The organism is Bradyrhizobium sp. USDA 4461 (genome assembly GCF_054055655.1).
On record NZ_JBSRXM010000001.1, the window covers coordinates 7,216,676 to 7,232,580 of the forward strand.

13 protein-coding genes are annotated in these 15,905 nt (G+C 65.5%); 6 read left to right on the forward strand and 7 right to left on the reverse strand.

Going from position 1 to position 15,905, the window contains the following annotated elements:
* The first annotated feature begins 58 nt into the window (after positions 1–58).
* Positions 59–973: a LysR family transcriptional regulator gene (locus ACVINW_RS34095; RefSeq protein ID WP_456755326.1), complete on the forward strand. Its 915-nt coding sequence runs from the start codon at positions 59–61 to the stop codon at positions 971–973.
* A 383-nt stretch (positions 974–1,356) separates the two neighbouring features.
* Here ACVINW_RS34095 and ACVINW_RS34100 read toward each other — a convergent pair whose 3' ends face one another.
* Together ACVINW_RS34100 and ACVINW_RS34105 are read right to left on the reverse strand one after the other, a co-directional pair.
* The gene (locus ACVINW_RS34100) at positions 1,357–1,971 is read right to left on the reverse strand and encodes a TetR/AcrR family transcriptional regulator (RefSeq protein ID WP_456755327.1); all 615 of its coding nucleotides are present in this window, start codon (positions 1,969–1,971) and stop codon (positions 1,357–1,359) included.
* A gap of 60 nt (positions 1,972–2,031) precedes the next feature.
* The gene (locus ACVINW_RS34105) at positions 2,032–2,583 is read right to left on the reverse strand and encodes a PaaI family thioesterase (RefSeq protein WP_456755328.1); all 552 of its coding nucleotides are present in this window, start codon (positions 2,581–2,583) and stop codon (positions 2,032–2,034) included.
* 133 nt (positions 2,584–2,716) lie between these two features.
* Here ACVINW_RS34105 and ACVINW_RS34110 point away from each other — a divergent pair, with 133 nt between their 5' ends.
* On the forward strand, positions 2,717–3,487 hold the full coding sequence (locus ACVINW_RS34110) for an enoyl-CoA hydratase (RefSeq protein WP_456755329.1): 771 nt from the start codon (positions 2,717–2,719) through the stop codon (positions 3,485–3,487).
* A 47-nt stretch (positions 3,488–3,534) separates the two neighbouring features.
* On the opposite strand, the gene ACVINW_RS34115 is transcribed toward ACVINW_RS34110, so the two are convergent.
* Positions 3,535–3,930, reverse strand: coding sequence for a DUF5071 domain-containing protein (locus ACVINW_RS34115; RefSeq protein WP_456755330.1), 396 nt, complete (start codon positions 3,928–3,930; stop codon positions 3,535–3,537).
* Between the two features lie 208 nt (positions 3,931–4,138).
* On the opposite strand from ACVINW_RS34115, the gene ACVINW_RS34120 reads away from it, so the two are divergent.
* The gene (locus ACVINW_RS34120; protein WP_456755331.1) at positions 4,139–6,418 is read left to right on the forward strand and encodes an FdhF/YdeP family oxidoreductase; all 2,280 of its coding nucleotides are present in this window, start codon (positions 4,139–4,141) and stop codon (positions 6,416–6,418) included.
* Between the two features lie 111 nt (positions 6,419–6,529).
* Here ACVINW_RS34120 and ACVINW_RS34125 read toward each other — a convergent pair whose 3' ends face one another.
* Positions 6,530–7,789 carry an MFS transporter gene (locus ACVINW_RS34125; RefSeq protein WP_456755332.1) on the reverse strand — a complete coding sequence of 420 codons (1,260 nt, stop codon included), beginning with the start codon at positions 7,787–7,789 and terminating at the stop codon, positions 6,530–6,532.
* Positions 7,790–8,241: 452 nt separating this feature from the next.
* Between ACVINW_RS34125 and ACVINW_RS34130 the strand changes: the two genes are divergently transcribed.
* Entirely contained in the window at positions 8,242–9,438 is a 1,197-nt protein-coding gene (locus tag ACVINW_RS34130) for an acetyl-CoA C-acyltransferase (RefSeq protein WP_456755333.1), read from the forward strand.
* Between the two features lie 240 nt (positions 9,439–9,678).
* Complete coding sequence (locus ACVINW_RS34135; RefSeq protein ID WP_456755334.1) at positions 9,679–10,983, forward strand: MFS transporter; 1,305 nt, start codon at positions 9,679–9,681, stop codon at positions 10,981–10,983.
* A gap of 47 nt (positions 10,984–11,030) precedes the next feature.
* On the opposite strand, the gene ACVINW_RS34140 is transcribed toward ACVINW_RS34135, so the two are convergent.
* Entirely contained in the window at positions 11,031–11,816 is a 786-nt protein-coding gene (locus tag ACVINW_RS34140) for an acetoacetate decarboxylase (RefSeq protein ID WP_456755335.1), read from the reverse strand.
* A 284-nt stretch (positions 11,817–12,100) separates the two neighbouring features.
* On the opposite strand from ACVINW_RS34140, the gene ACVINW_RS34145 reads away from it, so the two are divergent.
* Positions 12,101–13,264: a patatin-like phospholipase family protein gene (locus ACVINW_RS34145; RefSeq protein ID WP_456755336.1), complete on the forward strand. Its 1,164-nt coding sequence runs from the start codon at positions 12,101–12,103 to the stop codon at positions 13,262–13,264.
* A 119-nt stretch (positions 13,265–13,383) separates the two neighbouring features.
* On the opposite strand, the gene ACVINW_RS34150 is transcribed toward ACVINW_RS34145, so the two are convergent.
* The gene (locus ACVINW_RS34150) at positions 13,384–14,943 is read right to left on the reverse strand and encodes an acyl-CoA carboxylase subunit beta (protein ID WP_456755337.1); all 1,560 of its coding nucleotides are present in this window, start codon (positions 14,941–14,943) and stop codon (positions 13,384–13,386) included.
* Entirely contained in the window at positions 14,873–15,847 is a 975-nt protein-coding gene (locus ACVINW_RS34155; RefSeq protein ID WP_456755338.1) for an IclR family transcriptional regulator, read from the reverse strand. Before ACVINW_RS34155 ends, ACVINW_RS34150 begins: the two co-directional genes overlap by 71 nt.
* Positions 15,848–15,905 lie beyond the last annotated feature (58 nt).

The window sequence follows — 15,905 nt, forward strand, 5'->3', positions numbered from 1 at the left end:
ATTGACCCTGCATTTTATAGGATTCAAGTCCGATAAATTGCACCATAGATGTGCGGAAATGCTGGATCAAGGCGGCGGCACAATCGACTGGGACGACTTCCGTTTCGTGCTTGCCATCGTGCGCGGCGGGTCAGTTTCGGCTGCCGCCAAGCAGCTCGGCGTCGATCATGCCACAGTGATCCGCCGTGTCGACCGGCTGGAAGGCCACCTCTCCGCAAAACTGTTTGATCGCCGCAAGACCGGCTATCTGCTGACCGAGGCCGGCCAGCGCGTCGCCGACAGCGCCGAGGCGATGGAATCCACCATCGTCGCCAACCAGGAGGCGGTCGGCGGCTCGCGCGCACATCTCACCGGCACGGTGCGGATCGGCGCGCCCGACGGCTTCGGCAGTCATTTTTTGGCCTCGCGGCTGGTCAAGTTCACCGAGCGGTATCCCGATCTCGACCTGCAACTCGTCGCCACCGCGCGGCTGTTCTCGCTCTCCAAGCGCGAGGCCGACATCGCGATCAGCCTGACCATGCCGAAGGAAGGCCGCATCGTCGGCCGCAAGCTCCTGGACTACGCGCTTGGGCTTTATGCCGCACCCGCCTATCTCGCGCAGGCACCGGCCATTGCTGCACGCGCCGACCTGCCGCAGCACCGCTTCGTCGGCTACATCGAGGAGTTGCTGTTCACGCCGGAGCTGGATTATCTGCCGCAGGTCTCGCCAAAAATCTCGGCGAAATTCCGCAGCGCCAATCTGATCGCGCAGCTCAACGCCACCATCGCCGGCTTCGGCATCGCCGTGCTGCCGCACTTCATGGCATCAGCCCACCCCGAATTGCAGGCGGTGCTGCCGGACGAGGTGCGGATCTCGCGCACCTTCTGGCTCTTGATGCACGCCGACAGCAAGGACCTCGCCCGCATCCGCGCGGTTGCCGACTATATCTACGAGACCGTGGAGGCCGAACGCACGCTGTTTGGCGGGACGTGAGGCGGCAAGTCAGACCCGTCACCCTGAGGAGGCCGCGAAGCGGCCGTCTCGAAGGGTCGACGGCCACCAGCCGGGCCGTGCATCCTTCGAGACGCGCTGCGCGCTCCTCAGGATGACGGAATTGGCTTACTCCCCTTGCTCAGTGTCATCACTCGCGCATGCGGGTGATCCAGTATTCCAGAGACGGCCGTGCTTGAGCCGATAGGCCGCGGCGTACTGGGTCGCCCGGTCCCGTCACCGCCAAAGCTTCGACGAGGCCACAGATGCCTGGCACGCCGAAGCTTTAGCGGAGGCGGCGAGCCGGGCGACGACAACGGTGGATGGACAAAGCTTCACATCCTCTCAGGACAACGGACAACGTCCGGCGCACGCCGCTCGAAGCGTCAGTTCACCTTGGCCTTCTTCGTCGGCGCCTTCGCTGGCGTGGCCCGTCCCAGCACGGCCTCGCGGCCTGCGCTCAGGATCTCGTCGGACATTTCGCCATTGCCCGCGATCCGCGACATCACGATGGTGCCCAGCATGGTCGCGAGCACACCCATCGCCTGCTTGCGCGCGGCCTTGCGCGGCACGTCCTGGATCTGGTCGGTGATCATGTCGATCATCTGGTCGAGCTTGAGGGCAAAGGCCTTGCGGGTCTTCGGGCTCTCGCGGGCGATCTCGGCGCCGAGCGCCGGCACCGCGCAGCCCTGGCCCGGCTCGTCGCGATGAACAGTCGACAGATAGCCGTCGACGATGGTCGCCAGCCGCTTCTCCGGCGGCACCTCTGCGGTCACCTTGCGCCAACGCTCGTTGGCGCGGTCCATGGCGTAGTTGAAGGCCTCGATCACCAGCGCCTCGCGCGAATCGAAATGAGCGTAGAAGCCGCCATGGGTCAGGCCGGCGTCCTTCATCAGGTCCGCGACGCCGATGCCGTGGGCGCCCTTCTCGCGCAGCCGCGTCGCGGCCCGTTTCACGATCCGCGCGTGGGTCTCCTGCTTGTGCTCTTTCGAATAGCGCATGCCGCTCTCATGGAATGTTTCTAATCATATAATAGCAGATTTGCAGCCGCGACGCTGCATCTATTTCGTCTTATTCGGTGTCTGGGGTTCCCCACCGAGCATGGAAAACGTCGCGGTCGCGTGCACTGCAAGATTGCCCCTGCCGTCGCGGACGAAGCCCTCGGCGTAGCTGGTCTGGCGGCCGAGCTTGATCACCTTGCCCTCGGCCGCGATGGTCCCGGAGCGCGCCGAGAGCGGGCGCAGATAAGTCAGCTTGAGGTCGAGGGTCACCGAGGTCTGCCCCGCCGGCAGCAGGGTCGAGATCGCACAGCCCATCGCGGTATCGAGCAACGCGGCGGCGGTCGCGCCGTGCAGCAGGCCGATGGTGTTCTCCAGGCTCTCATGCGGCTCGAGTTCCATCACGATGCGCCCCTCCTCGACCGCGGCCATCCTGAAGCCGATCAGTTTGGCCATCGGCGGCGGCGGCAACGCGCCGTCGCGGATCGCCCGCATCGCCGCGATCCCGGACATCGGCAGCGCCGCTTTCGCCACCGGCCCGGGCGCCTGCCATTCCACCACGCGCGTGCGCGTCAGTTCGGACGAATGAAGATCAGTGATCTCGGCGGCGGTCATGACGGCTCCATTTATATGATGAAGATAATTCTATATGTCCACGTCCGCCGGCGCAACCGCCGCGCCGATGCTTGACAGAGGCCTGCTTTGTCCGGGACATGGCGCGGTCAATTCCTGCGCCGGGACAATTTCCATGGACATGCTCAATCCCCAGTGCGGCATCGCCCGCGACGACAGAGGCGTCGTCCGCCTCACGATCTGCAACGCCGGCAAGCTGAACATCGTCAGTTCAGCCGTCACCAACGGCGTGCGCGAAGGCTTTGAGCACCTCGCCGCCGATCCGACCATCCGCGCGGTGATCCTCGCCGGCGAAAGCGAGCGCAGCATGATCGGCGGCGCCGACATCAAGGAAATGGCGACACTCGACCAGACATCCGCCGAAGCCTTCATCAGCCGCCTGCGCGATCTCTGCGAGGCCGTGCGCAAATTCCCGGCGCCGGTGATCGCCCGCCTGCCCGGCTGGTGCCTCGGCGGCGGCCTCGAGGTCGCGGCCGCCTGCGACGTCCGGGTCGCCGCGCATGATGCAATGTTCGGAATGCCCGAGGTGCGCGTCGGCATCCCCTCGGTGATCCATGCGGCGCTGCTGCCACGCCTGATCGGCTGGGGCCGCGCCCGCTGGCTGATGATGACCGCGGAGAACATCGACGCCCCGACCGCGCTCGCCTGGGGTCTCGTCGACACCGTGGCAAAGCCCGGCGGCCTCGACGATGCCGTCGAGCACACGGTGAAGGCGCTGCTCGAATGCGGCCCCGAAGCGCTACGCATCCAGAAGGACCTCTTGCGCCAATGGGAAGAGCTGCCGCTGACCGAGTCGGTCAACCTCAGCGTCGGCGTGTTCGGAAAATCCTTCCAGACCGGCGAGCCGCAGCGGCTGTTGCAGGGGTTTCTGAATCGGAAGCGGTAGATTTTTTGCGGTTCGAAGCGCGGCGAACTCCGGCCTCGCGCTCTCCGTCAAACCAGCAATCCCTTGGCGACAATATCGAGCTCTTCCGCTCGCTCACCGGGTGTCGGATAGGTGGCGAGGCGCTCGATATCGTCCCCCAGCATTGCCAGCAATTCCGGAGACGCCGCAACGATGTGGAGCAGGACCCACCTTTTCCAGACGTCGTCATCCGTCTTTAGGACGCTGCGAACGTGAGGAGCAAGCGGCTCACCGATGCCCGCCAGAAACGGTTGCAGCACCTGAGCCACCGGCCAGTTGATGTCCTGCATCCATTCAAGGAGAGCCGGAAGGATCGGCTCGACCTCGGCGTGGCTCAAAGCAGTGATAGCCTTGGCTCTCCCGGTGTCCATTTTGTCTCTTGGTAGAAGCGCCGCCAAATCCGACCGCATCGTTTGCCCGTCCATTCCTGGTAAACCGCCACAGACAACCTAACAGACTGTTGACCGCGAACCCTAGCCCACTAGTCTAGGCTCAATTATGAGCCAGGTGTTCCAGATCGAGAACGTCGATCGCAGCACACCGGTCTCGCGGATCGCGGCGCTTGCTGTCAACAAGACAATCACTTTCGGGACAGACGCACGGGGGCACCACTCAAGAGTTGCAGGAGGACATATGGTCCAGAAGCGCGACGTTCCCGGTATCCGACCCTATGATGCTCCGGCCGGCGGCTGGGGCGCCCTCAAGGCCACCGCGATCGCGGTGCGCGACCAGATGGATCTGGTCGAGGCGCCGATCACGCTGCTCCGCACCAACAAGCCCGACGGCTTCGATTGTCCCGGCTGCGCCTGGCCGGACAAGGAGCACACCTCCACGTTCCAGTTCTGCGAGAACGGCGCGAAGGCCGTGACTTGGGAGGCGACCAGCAAGCGCGTCACGCCGGAATTCTTTGCCGCCCACACCGTTACCGAGCTGCTCGGCTGGAGCGACTTCCATCTGGAGAACGAAGGCCGGCTGACCGAGCCCCTCGCCTACGATGCCGCAAGCGACACCTACCAGCCGATCACATGGGATAACGCCTTCGCGCGGATCGGCGAGAGCCTGCGCAGCCTGCCCGATCCTAACATGGCCGAGTTCTACACCTCCGGCCGCGCCTCGAACGAGGCCGCGTTCCTGTTCCAGATCTTCGCGCGCGAATACGGCAGCAACAATTTCCCCGACTGCTCGAACATGTGCCACGAGGCGACCAGCGTCGGGCTGCCGCAATCGATCGGCATCGGCAAGGGCACGGTGTCGCTGGACGATTTCGACCATTGCGAGCTGATCATCGCGATGGGGCACAATCCCGGCACCAACCATCCGCGCATGATGGGCACCTTGTGGGAGGTGTCGCGCCGCGGCGTGCCGATCATCGTGTTCAATCCCTTGCGCGAACGCGCGCTGGAGCGCTTCGCCGATCCGCAGGACCCGATCGAGATGGCGACGCTCGGCTCGACGCGGATCGCCTCGACCTATTACCAGCCCAAGGTCGGCGCCGACGCTGCGGTGCTGAAGGGCATCATGAAGGCGCTGATCGAGAAGGACGATTCGAGCCACGACGTGCTCGACCACGCCTTCATCGCCGAGCACACCAATGGCTTTGACGCGTTCGCCGCCGACCTGCGCGCCACGCCGTGGGACAAGATCGAGACCGTCTCCGGTTTCAGCCGCGCCCAGCTCGGCGAGGTCGCCGCCGCGTACGCAAAATCCAACGCCACCATCGTCACCTACGGCATGGGCATCACCCAGCACATGCGCGGCACCGACAATGTGCAGCAGATCGCAAACCTGCTGCTGTTGAAGGGCAATTACGGCAAGCCCGGCGCCGGCATCTGCCCGCTGCGCGGCCACTCCAACGTGCAGGGCAACCGCACCGTGGGGATCACCGAGAAGCCCAACATCCAGATGTTCGAGGGCATCGAGCGCACCTTCGGCTTCAGGCCGCCGCGGCATCACGGCCACGATGCGGTCGCCGCGATGGAGGCGATCGACGACGGACGCTCGAAGGTGCTGATCTGCCTCGGCGGCAATTTTGCCATTGCGCTGCCCGACCCCGAACGCTGCACGGCCGCGATGCGCAAGCTCGAGCTTGCCGTGCATCTCGGGACCAAGCTGAACCGCTCGCATCTTCTGACCGGAAAGCAGTCGATCATCCTGCCGGTGCTGGGCCGCACCGAGCAGGACATCCAGGCCTCGGGGCCGCAGGTCGTCACCGTCGAGGATTCCATGTCGATGGTGCACGCCTCGCGCGGCAAGCTCACCCCGGCCTCGGAAAATCTGCTGTCGGAATCGGCGATCGTTGCCGGCATGGCGATGGCGACCTTGCCGGCGAGCAAGGTGCCGTGGACCGAGCTGATCGCCGATTATGACCGCATCCGCGACGCCATCGAGGGCGTCTTCCCCGACTTCAAGGATTACAACGCTCGGATCCGGATTCCCGGCGGCTTCCGCCTGCCGCTGCCGCCGACCGAGCGCAAATGGACCACGCCGTCGGGCAAGGCCGAATTCCTGATCTTCAAGGGCCTCGAGGAAGACCCCGTCCTGACGGACAAGACCGTGCTCAAGCTCGCCACCATCCGCAGCCACGATCAGTACAACACCACGATCTACGGGCTGAACGACCGCTATCGCGGCGTGTTCGGGCGGCGCGACGTGCTGTTCAGCAACGCGGCCGATCTCGCCGAACGCGGACTTGCCCATGGCGACCTGGTCGAGATCGAGACCGCGCTGCCCTCGGGTGAGCCGCGCCGCCTCACCCTGACCGCAATCGCCTACGACATCGCCCGCGGCTCGGTCGCCGCCTACTATCCCGAAGCCAACGGCCTGGTGCCGCTCGACTATCAGGACAAGGAAAGCGGCACGCCGTCGTACAAGTCGGTGCCGGTGCATGTTCGGCGAGCGGCTCGGGCGGCGTAGAGTGCGCAGCGGCCTTCGTAGCCCGGATGGAGCGCAAGCGAAATCCGGGGGCCGTCATCCGCGGATACGGCTTCCCGGATTGCGCTGCGCTCCATCCGGGCTACGACGGTCTCACCGCGCGTTCGCCGGCGCATGGACCGGCCACAAATCGGCCCGCCAGTGCAGCGCGATCGCGAGCATCGCGATGAAGCCGGCGGCGGCGAGCAGCGTGCCGGTCGCGGTGTAGCCGATCAGGTCGATCAGGCTGCCGGCCGCGAGCAGGCCGAGCGGCAGGCCGTAGATCACCATCATCCGCACGCCCATCACCCGGCCGCGCAGATGCGCGCTGGCATTGCGCATCAGCATCACGGCGGCCGAGATCATCGACATGCTCTGCGCGATGCCGGCCAGCAGCAGACAGGCCATCGCCACCGGCATGGTCCGGAGCTCGACGAACACCAGCAGCATCGCGTACCAGGCGAGCGTCGCGCCGATCAGAAGCCGCGCGATGCGCACGCCGCCGGCCATGCTGAGCGTGATCGAGCCGATCAGCGATCCCACCGCAAAGCTCGCCGAGAGATAGCCGAGCCCGGTCTGGTCGGTGTGGAAGATGTCGCGTGCCACATAAGGCAGCAGACCGTTGGTCAGCGGAAACGCGGTGAGATTGGCGAGGAAAGCGACGCAGAGCGCGGCGCGCATGCCCGGGCCGCTCCAGGCATAGACGATGCCCTCCTTGAGGTCGCGCAGCAGTTTCGATCCCGGCAGGTCGATCGCCGCATGGTCCACGGTGCCGTGCGACTTCGGACGGCTCATGCAGAGCATCAGGATGGCAGCGATGAAATAGAAGCTGGCGATCCCGACATAGACATAGCCGATGCCGAGCGCCGCGAACAATCCGGCGCCGGTCAGCGCTCCCGCGATCCGCGCCGAGTCCTGCGTGGTGCGCGCCAGGCTGATGGCGCCGACCAATTGCTCCGGCGGCATGATATCGGCGAGCAGCGCGCCGCGCACGCCGAGGTCCGACGGGCGGATCAGGCCCATGATCGCGACGATGATCATGACGTTCAAAGGCGCCAGATGCCCTGTCAGCGCCAGCGTCATGAGGGTCCCGGCCAGCACGGTATAGGCAAAGCGCATCACGGCGAGCAGATCGCGATGCCCCATGCGGTCGCCGATCATGCCGACCACCGGGGCCACCAGCGTGCCGACATATTGCAACGAGGCGAGCACCGTCAGGAGCAGCACCGAGCCGGTCTCGACCATGACGTACCAGCCGAGCACCAGCGTCTCGACCTCGAACGCCCACGAGGTGAGCAGGTCGGACGGCCATTGGAAGCGATAGCTGCGGATGCGGAATGGCGCGAGCGCGGAAGTCCGCGTGGTCCCGCTCACGACGCGATGACGCGTGTCACGGCGTGTCCTGCCCTTTTCTTGGTTCTTCTGGGGTCTCGATTCCAGATCTTGATTCTATTGGGAAATATTGCTGTTCCGGCAGCCTAGCGCCGACGGAGTCGGTGTCAATCGAAGCCGCCGCATGCGGCCATGCGCGGCGGGATCGGCAGCAGCGTGCTGCACTGCCCACCTCCGACTTCGCCCAACGCCGCCACCATTACCCCAAATGGCAATTGCTGCGCGACGCCGGGCCACAATCTCGTCCACAATGAAATGCGGTGGCTATGGGCCCGGTCGCCGGGACGACAGCATGATTGAGGTGGACTGCGCACCGCTCCCAACTCATCCGAATACGACATTTTGTCATGAGAGCCGCAGTTGCATTTTTTGCATCGCATCATATGATGTATGTAATTCAATCAAAAATCGCCGGCATTGAAGGAAATCCCGCCATGGCAACCAGCACCGATCCCGTCGTCATCCTCTCCGCCGCCCGCAGCCCGCTCGGCCGCTTCATGGGCGAGCTCGCGCCGCTCGCGGCCCACAAGCTCGGCGCGCATGTGATCGGCGCGGCGCTGGAGCGCGCCAAACTGGCGCCGGAGCGGATCGACGAGGTGTTCATGGGCAATGTGCTGCCCGCCGGCCAGGGCCAGGCCCCCGCCCGCCAGGCTGCGCGCGGCGCCGGGCTGCCGGATGCGACCGGCGCCACCACCGTGAACAAGGTCTGCGGCTCCGGCATGAAGGCGACCATGCTGGCCCACGACATCATCACGGCCGGCTCGGCCGAGATCGTGCTGTCCGGCGGCATGGAGAGCATGAGCAACGCGCCGTATCTGTTGCAGAAGGCGCGCGGCGGCTATCGCGCCGGGCACGACCGCATCATCGATCACATGATGATGGACGGGCTCGAGGACGCCTACGAGACCGGCCGCTCGATGGGCGATTTCGGCGAGGCCACCGCGGAGGCCTATCAATTCACCCGCGCCGACCAGGATGCGTTCGCGATGGAGACGCTGAGCCGCGCCCGCAAGGCGGTCGAGAGCGGTGCCTTCAAGGCCGAGATCGCGCCGATCACGCTCGCCGAGAAGGCGGGTCCCCGCATCGTCGCCAATGACGAGCATCCGCTGAAGGTCGATCCGGCCAAGATCCCCGGCCTGAAGCCGGCGTTCCGCGCAAGCGGCACCATCACGCCGGCCGCCTCCTCGGCCAACGCCGACGGCGCCGCGGCGCTGATCCTGGCGAAGCGCTCACTGGCCGATCGCGACGGACTGCCGGTGCTGGCCGAGATCAAGGGCCATGCCACCCACAGCCAGGAGCCGCAATGGTTCACCACCGCGCCGATCCCGGCGATCCGAAAACTGCTCGACAAGGTCGGCTGGAACGTCGGCGATGTCGATTTGTTCGAGATCAACGAGGCGTTCGCGGTGGTCGCGATGGCGGCGCAGCGCGACCTCGGAATTCCGCGTGACCGGCTCAACATCAACGGCGGCGCCTGCGCGCTCGGCCATCCCATCGGCGCCACCGGCGCGCGGCTGATCGTGACGCTGCTGCACGCGCTGGAAGCGCAGAATCTGAAGCGCGGCGTCGCCGCGTTGTGCATCGGCGGCGGCGAAGCCACCGCCATCGCGATCGAGCGGGTGACGCACTGAGCGGTAGCGTTCTCGTCATTGCGAGCAAAGCGAAGCAATCCATTGCTCAGCATACGCTGAAGCATGGATTGCTTCGTCGCTTCGCTCCTCGCAATGACGAAACTCGGGACAAGGCGCTCATGACACGGTAGCTCCGCGCCCTGAGTCCGAAAACGAGGGAACTATGTCGTTTTAGACATGGCTAGCCCGTGCCATATTGTGCGTCATGCAAAGCTTTCACCGCAATTGATCCGGAACCCAATGATCTCGAACTGGCTTGCTTCCGCCCTCGTCCGCCGCAACATCCATTACGGCTGGGTGATGGTTGCCGTCACCTTCCTGGCCGCACTGATCTCCGCCGGCACGGTCGGCGCGCCCGGCGTCTTCATCGTTCCCCTGCAGAAGGAATTCGGCTGGTCCACGGCCGAGATCTCCTCGGCGCTGTCGATCCGCTTCATCCTGTTCGGGCTGATGGCGCCGTTCGCCGCGGCGCTGATGAACCGTTACGGCCTGCGCAACGTGACGCTGGCGGCGCAACTGATCGTGGTGTCAGGCCTTGTCGCGTCGCTCGCGATGACGCAGGTCTGGCAGCTGATCGCGCTGTGGGGCGTCGTGATCGGGATCGGCACCGGCATGACTGCGCTGGTGCTCGGTGCGACCATTGCCACCCGCTGGTTCGTGGCACGACGCGGCCTCGTGATCGGCATGCTCACCGCGAGCGTTGCGACGGGCCAGCTCGCCTTCCTGCCGCTGCTCGCTGCGATCACCGAGCGTTATGGCTGGCGCGTCGCACTCGGATTCGTCTGCGTCATGCTCGGCATCGCCGCCTTTGCCGTGCTGATGCTGATGCGCGACCGCCCGAGCGACGTCGGCCTGCGCCCGTTCGGCGATGCGGGCACCGCGCCCGTTCCTGCGCCGCCGCCCGCCAATGCGCCGATCATGGCGGCCGCGCTCGGCACCCTGCGCGATTCATCGAAATCGTCGGTGTTCTGGATCCTGTTCGCGACCTTTTTCGTCTGCGGCGCCTCGACCAACGGCCTGGTCCAGGTCCATCTGATCCCGATGTGCCTCGACTTCGGCATCCCGCAAGTGCAGGCCGCGAGCCTGCTCGCTGCGATGGGCATCTTCGATTTCTTCGGCACCATCATCTCGGGCTGGCTGTCGGATCGCTACGACAATCGCTATCTGTTGTTCTGGTATTACGGGCTGCGCGGCCTGTCGCTGCTGTATCTGCCGTACTCCGACTTCACTTTCTACGGCCTGTCGCTGTTTGCGATGTTCTACGGCCTCGATTGGATCGCGACCGTGCCGCCGACGGTGCGCCTCACCGCGCAGCGCTTCGGCGCCGAGCGCGCCAATCTGGTGTTCGGCTGGATCTTTGCCGGCCATCAGCTCGGCGCCGGCGCGGCCGCGTTCGGCGCCGGCCTGTCGCGCACGATCTATCAGAGCTACCTGCCGGCGTTCTTCATCGCCGGCGCGCTGTGCGTCTTCGCTGCGCTGATCACGCTCGCGATCGCGCGACCGCAACCGAAGCCGGTGGCTGAGCCGAGGCCGGCAGCGGCCTGAGGCCGCCGCCCGCCACGGCCAGGCCGGCGTCCATGCCGGTGCTAGCCCTACTCCGCCGCAAGGCCGGTCGGCGTCGCCGCCTCGGCGGCTTCCTTGTTGTAATCGTGCACGACGCGGCCGAACGGCAGCGTCAGGTCGGCGATGTAATGATGCGCACCGACGACGCGCTTGACCGGGAAGTCCGCGACCGGCGCATTGACATGCGGCACCAGATGCAGCCGGCCCGATCCGATCCACGAGCCCTTGACGTTGATGTCGGTGAGGTTGATCGCCACCAGCTGGCAGATCTCGAGATGACCGTCGACGCCGGGGATCATCTTCAGATTGACTTGCGTCTTCGACAGCGTGGCGCGGGTGGCGTCGCCATTGCCCGCCATGCTCTCGTGCTTGTAGCCCATCGTGCCCATCGCGACGAGCTGGCCGGCGTATTCCAGCGTGCCGGTCAGCGTGTCCTTGACGATCTCGAGCTTGGGGTGGGCGTACTTCTTCGGAAAGCCCCAGATCTCGCGGCCGGCGGCGATCGGCGGATCATCGTCGAGATACATCTGGCACACGAAGTTGACGTCCTCGCCGTGCAGTCGCGCGGGGATCACGAGACCGGACTCGGTGTAGCTGCCGAAGCCGGAGCTGTCGGGCATCTTGATCCACTCGTAGTGCACGATGGCCTGCTCGACCGGGTCCAGCGGCTCAGGCAGTGCGGCGCGGACCAGCTCCGGCTCGGTTTCATAGGTGATGACCAGGAATTCGCGATCGATGAAGCGGTACGGACCGGCGGGATAGCTCGGACCGGCGGCCGGCATCGACGGAAGCTTGAACAGATCTTCCCTGCGCATCGCAATAACCCCTGTTGGCAACGTTTGCGCGGACGCTAGCGGCCGAGATTGACAGCGATGTGAGGGATTTCCGTCAGGTGCATGACCTCGGTTACGCCTGCGTGACCTCGGTTACGGCTGCTGCGTAATCTCGGTGACGCCTGCGTGACCTGCGTTACGCTGCGGGAGGCCAATGCTAACCATGCAGGCAAGCCATGCCGGAGGCGCCACGCGCGGGCGCCGCAATTGTCATCACGGCGTCATCGGCACCCTGAATCCTCGCCGAAAATTTTGGAGTGTCTGAGATGGACGCGCGCACCCCTCATCCTGACGATATCGAGCACGCCACGCCCAGCTGGCGTCCCGAGGGATGCGATCGCGTCGCCCTGGTCCTGCAGGGCGGCGGCGCGCTCGGGGCCTATCAGGCCGGCGTCTACCAGGCGCTGCATGAATCCAACATCGAGCCCGACTGGGTCTGCGGCGTCTCGATCGGCGCGATCAACTCGGCGATCATCGCCGGCAATCCGCCTTCGAGGCGGCTGGAGCGGCTGCACACCTTCTGGGATCGCATCACCAGCCGCAAGATCTGGCACTACACGCCGGACGGCGACATCTTCCGCAAGGCGCGCAACTTCACCAGCTCATGGCTGACGACGACGCTGGGGCAGCCCGGCTTCTTCACCCCGCATCAGACCAATCCGTGGCTCAGCCCGGCCGGCGCGCGCACCGCCACCAGCTATTACGACACCACGCCGCTGCGTGAGTCACTGTTGGAGCTGGTCGATTTCGACCGGATCAATTCCAAGAAGATGCGCTTCGCGGTCGGCGCCGTGAACGTGCTCTCCGGCAACTTCATCTATTTCGACAATGCCCATGACGAGATCATCCCCGAGCACATCATGGCGAGCGGCGCGCTGCCGCCGGCGCTGCCGATGGTGAAGGTCGGCACCGACCATTTCTGGGACGGCGGCATCGTTTCCAACACGCCGCTGCAGCATCTGCTCGACCAGGAAGACAACATGAATTCGCTGGTGTTCCAGGTCGACCTGTTCTCGGCGCGCGGCGCGCTGCCGCGCGACATCCAGGACGTGATGGCCCGGCACAAGGACATCATGTATTCGTCGCGCACCCGCTACAACACCGACGTCTATCGCAAGACCTACAATCTGCGCACCGCCCTGCACAATGCGCTCGGGAAGATCCCCGACGATCATCTGTCGGAAGAGGAGCGCCAGCTCAAGAAGGCGAACAGCCGGCTGCCGGGGATCACGCTGCTGCAGCTGATCTACCAGCAGAAGGCCTATGAGGGCGACGCCAAGGACCACGAATTCTCCGGCACCTCGATGCGCGAGCACTGGGCGAGCGGCCACGAGGACACCAAGCGCTCGCTGAAGCGCCGCGACTGGATCAAGATGCCCGAGAACGGCATGGGCATCGTGATCCACGACGTGCATCGGGAAGCGGAATAGCGGCGCGCCGTCCATCCTCCGTCATTGCGAGAAGCGAAGCGACGAAGCAATCCATCCGTCAACGCGTGTGGACGAATGGATTGCTTCGCTGCGCTCGCAATGACGATTGGGAAATCGGCCTACGGCCGCGTCGACATGTTGCGCGGCGGCCCGGCGGTGCGGATCGGCTCGGCGAGGCGCGCGAACTCGCAGAGCAGCGAGCGCGTCCTGCGCGGGTCGATCACCTCCTCGACCCAGAACTTCTCGGCCGAGCGGAACGGCGAGCGCAGCTTGTTGAGGCGGTCCTCGATCTCGCGCAGCTTGGCGGCGGGATCGGCGGCCGCGTCGATCTCGGCGCGATAGGCCGCCTCGATGCCGCCCTCGAGCGGCAGCGAGCCCCAATAGGCCGACGGCCAGGCGTAGCGCATCGAGAAGCGGTTGGCCGGCTGATGCACCACGCCGGCGACGCCGAAGGCGTTGCGGATGATGATCGTGCACCATGGCACCGTGCTCTGGTTGACGGCCGCCATCGCCCGCACGCCGTGGCGGATGGTCGCCGATTTCTCGGCCTCGAGCCCGATCATGAAGCCCGGGCAATCCATCAGGTAGACCACCGGCAGATGGAAGGTCTCGGCGAAGTCGACCCAGCGCACCACCTTCTGGCAGGCATCCGCGGTCCACGAGCCGCCATAATGGAAGGGATCGCTGGCGAGCACCAGCACCGCCCGGCCCTCGATCCGCGCAAGGCCCGTGATGACCGGCCGGCCGAAATTGGCGGCGACCTCGAAGAACGAGCCCTTGTCGACGACGGCCTCGATGATCGGCCGCATCTTGTAGACCTGCCGGCGATTGCGCGGCACCGCCTTCAGAAGCGATTCTTCGGCGCGTTCGGGATCGTCGGTGCAGGGAATGGTCGGCGGCACATCGTAGACCGACGACGGCAGATAGGACAGGAAACGCCGCGCATAGTCGAACGCCTCTTCTTCCGTCTCGACGGCCTGGTCGATCGCCCCGGCGCGGGTCTGGATGTCGGCGCCGCCGAGCTCCTGCTTGGTCAGATCCTGACCAAGCCGCTTCACCACCGGCGGACCGGCGACGAACATCGCCGAGCTCTTGGTCATGACAGAGTAGTGCGTGGCCGCGAGCCGCGCGGCGCCCAGGCCCGCGACCGAGCCGAGCCCGAGCCCGACCACCGGCACCCGCGCCATGTTGGCGGTCGTGTACCAGTACCAGCGCGTGCCGCCGACGCCGCCGGGCAGATTGGCCGCGCCCTTGGTCTCGATCGTCTTCACCGAGCCGCCGCCGCCGGAGCCTTCGATCACCCGGATGATCGGCAGTCGGAAGTCGTGCGCCATCTCCTCCGCCATCAACGGCTTGGCGGAGATCGATGCATCCGCCGAGCCGCCGCGCACGGTGAAATCGTCGCCGACCACGACCACGGTGCGGCCGTCGACCCTGGCGCGGCCGAACACGCAGTTCGCCGGCGTCAGTTGCTTGAGTTCGTTGTTCTCGTCGTATTCGGCGATGCCGGAGATGGCACCGATCTCGTGAAAGCTGTTCCGGTCGATCAGCTTGTCGATGCGCTCACGAACCGTGAGCCGGCCCTGGTCGCGTTGCCGCTTGACCTTGTCAACGCCTCCCATCTCCCGCGCGAACGCTTCGCGCCGGGCGAGGTCGTCGAGTTCCGGCTTCCAGTTCATTCACTGCTCCCGTCTTGATGATTTTATTGTTGTTATGGCTGGCCACCGGAAGCGACTTGCGCTCGATCCGGTTGCTGAAGATGTCGCCGTCGGCGCCTTCGAGCAGGCTGCCGAGCGCGGCGGCGAGCTCGACCATCTGCGGCGCGACCTCGCGGTGCAGCCGCGCCTCGTCATACATCGCCGAGAGCAGGCCGATCGTGGTGACCACATAGGTCTGGTACTGCGGCGACCACAGCGGCACTGCGACGCCGTTGATGTGCGGGCTCCACAGGCCGCAGGCGACGACGTAGCCATGCTCCTGCAAATGACGGCGGTTGGCGGCGATGCGCGGCGTCAGCATCTTGGCGCTCTCGGGCAATTCGCCTTCCATCTCCGCGATCAGCGCGTCGCCGATCGCGGGATCGAGCGCTGCGGTATAGGCATGGCCGGCGGCGGTGGTCGCCATCGAAATCCGGCTGCCGGTGGCTTCATGCAGGCCGAGCGCGTTCGCCGCGCGGGCGAACTCCAGATAGACCAGATGAAAGCGGTCGGGGATCACGAAGCCCACGGTGCCGGGCAATTGATCGGCGACATCCTGCAGGCGCAGCCGGATCAGATTGCGCAGCTGCAAGCCCTTCATCATCGTGGTGCTCATCGCGACCGCGCTCGGGCCGATCCGGTATTTCTGGTCGCGCGGCAGATAGACCAGCTGTCCCATCCGCGTCAGCGTGTGCGTCAATCGCGACACCGTCGAACGCGGCAGGCCGCAGCGGTTCGAGATTTCGAGATTGCCGAGCCGGGCTTCGTGTCCTTCGAAGCACCGCAACACATCGAAGGCGCGCGACACCACCTGGATGACATCGTCATCGCCAGTCTCGCTGGCGAGCATTCCCTGCCTGCTAAGCCGTTCCGAGCGCCGTCCCATTTGCTTGGCTCCATTCCGTCATGCGGAATAAAATTCCACTTGCAGAACAAGCTACCTC

What these genes read in the sequence shown, in the direction of transcription:
- ACVINW_RS34095 (WP_456755326.1), top strand. Translation starts at nt 59, where the DNA reads ATGCTGGATCAAGGCGGCGGCACAATCGACTGGGACGACTTCCGTTTC.
- ACVINW_RS34100 (WP_456755327.1), bottom strand. Translation starts at nt 1,971, where the DNA reads ATGCGCTATTCGAAAGAGCACAAGCAGGAGACCCACGCGCGGATCGTG.
- ACVINW_RS34105 (WP_456755328.1), bottom strand. Translation starts at nt 2,583, where the DNA reads ATGACCGCCGCCGAGATCACTGATCTTCATTCGTCCGAACTGACGCGC.
- ACVINW_RS34110 (WP_456755329.1), top strand. Translation starts at nt 2,717, where the DNA reads ATGGACATGCTCAATCCCCAGTGCGGCATCGCCCGCGACGACAGAGGC.
- ACVINW_RS34115 (WP_456755330.1), bottom strand. Translation starts at nt 3,930, where the DNA reads ATGGACGGGCAAACGATGCGGTCGGATTTGGCGGCGCTTCTACCAAGA.
- ACVINW_RS34120 (WP_456755331.1), top strand. Translation starts at nt 4,139, where the DNA reads ATGGTCCAGAAGCGCGACGTTCCCGGTATCCGACCCTATGATGCTCCG.
- ACVINW_RS34130 (WP_456755333.1), top strand. Translation starts at nt 8,242, where the DNA reads ATGGCAACCAGCACCGATCCCGTCGTCATCCTCTCCGCCGCCCGCAGC.
- ACVINW_RS34135 (WP_456755334.1), top strand. Translation starts at nt 9,679, where the DNA reads ATGATCTCGAACTGGCTTGCTTCCGCCCTCGTCCGCCGCAACATCCAT.
- ACVINW_RS34140 (WP_456755335.1), bottom strand. Translation starts at nt 11,816, where the DNA reads ATGCGCAGGGAAGATCTGTTCAAGCTTCCGTCGATGCCGGCCGCCGGT.
- ACVINW_RS34145 (WP_456755336.1), top strand. Translation starts at nt 12,101, where the DNA reads ATGGACGCGCGCACCCCTCATCCTGACGATATCGAGCACGCCACGCCC.
- ACVINW_RS34150 (WP_456755337.1), bottom strand. Translation starts at nt 14,943, where the DNA reads ATGAACTGGAAGCCGGAACTCGACGACCTCGCCCGGCGCGAAGCGTTC.
- ACVINW_RS34155 (WP_456755338.1), bottom strand. Translation starts at nt 15,847, where the DNA reads ATGGGACGGCGCTCGGAACGGCTTAGCAGGCAGGGAATGCTCGCCAGC.